The organism is Curtobacterium sp. B8 (assembly GCF_000333315.1).
Classification (GTDB): Bacteria; Actinomycetota; Actinomycetes; order Actinomycetales; family Microbacteriaceae; genus Curtobacterium; species Curtobacterium luteum.
In genome coordinates this window covers 1-1,283 of sequence record NZ_BACW01000467.1, presented here as the reverse complement: position 1 = coordinate 1,283, position 1,283 = coordinate 1, and the positions used below count along the sequence as shown (strand labels likewise).

The 1,283-nt window shown below is 75.0% G+C and carries 1 protein-coding gene; it reads right to left on the bottom strand.

Annotated elements, in window-relative coordinates; genetic code table 11:
• Positions 1–183: 183 nt before the first annotated feature.
• Positions 184–1,143 carry a tyrosine recombinase XerC gene (locus tag I59_RS11990; protein WP_022904068.1) on the bottom strand — a complete coding sequence of 320 codons (960 nt, stop codon included), beginning with the start codon at positions 1,141–1,143 and terminating at the stop codon, positions 184–186.
• Positions 1,144–1,283: the final 140 nt, after the last annotated feature.

Here is a 1,283-nt window from a genome sequence, read left to right as displayed (position 1 = left end):
ACGTCGACCAGGGCAGCCCCGTCGGGACGTGACGGGTCGGCCACTTCCGGCCGNCGCGCCGTGCGTGCCACCTCGGCGCACGTCTCGACGGCAGGTACACCGACCCGACGCCGTTCCTGCCCGCAGCCGAGTGGCCCGTGCTGCTCCCGGAGTCGGCCTGGTCGGGATGATCGGCCGCNGGCGTCAGGCCCGGGGGTGCGCGGTGCGGTAGACCTCGCGGAGCCGCGCCGACGACACGTGCGTGTAGATCTGGGTCGTCCCGAGGCTCGCGTGCCCGAGCATCTCCTGCACCGCGCGGAGGTCCGCTCCCCCGTCGAGCAGGTGCGTCGCCGCGGTGTGCCGGAAGGTGTGCGGCCCCGCTGGTCCCTCGCCCGGGAGGTCCTCCAGCAGCCGGGCGACGATCCGGTAGGCGCTCCGCGTCCCGAGCCGGCCGCCGCGGTCCCCGAGGAACAGCGCCCGCTCGGCGTCAGCAGTGGCGGGGGCAGCGGCAGCGGCAGCGGCTCGGCGTTCTGCGAGGACGGGACGCCCGCGGTCGAGCCAGGCCTCGAGGGCGTCCCGCGCCGGCACACCGAACGGGACGACCCGTTCCTTCCCGCCCTTGCCGAGCACCCGCACGGTCAGCCGACTCCGGTCGACGTCCGGCACGTTCGTCCCCACGAGCTCGCTCACCCGGATCGCCGCGGCGTACAGGAGCTCGACGACCGCCAGGTCACGCAACGCACCGGGATCGTCCGTCTCCGCCCTGGCCGAGAGCCCGTCGAGCATCGTCCGCACCTGGTCGCCCGTGACCACCCGCGGGAGGTGCGAGGCTCCCTTCGGCGCCCGGAGCCGGACGCCGGGGTCGGTCGGCACGACCCCGCTCTCGCTCGCCCACCGCGTGAAGGCCCGCACCGAGGAGGACCGCCGCGCGATCGTGGAGCGCGCGAGCGATCGCTGATCTGCTTCCCACAGCCAGTCGCGGAGCAGTTCGAGTGAGACGTCGTCGACGCTGGCCGCCCCACGTCCGCGCGCGAACCCGACGAACTGCTCGAGGTCGTTCTCGTAGGCGCGGAGTGTCTGCTCGCTGAGCCCCCGCGCGTGCCGGGCATACCCGAGGAACGCGTCGACCACCCGGTCGAGGTCCCTGCCGCTCGCGTCCGCCACGGCCCCAGGCTACGGCTCACCGTGCCGCCGTCCGTGACCACCCGCCGACCCCGTGCTGGGTGAGCCCCTGGATCTGCGCCAGCGCGAGCGCGTCCGTCGCGTCCGCGACCGACAGCCCGCTGCGCCGAGCGAGTTCGTCG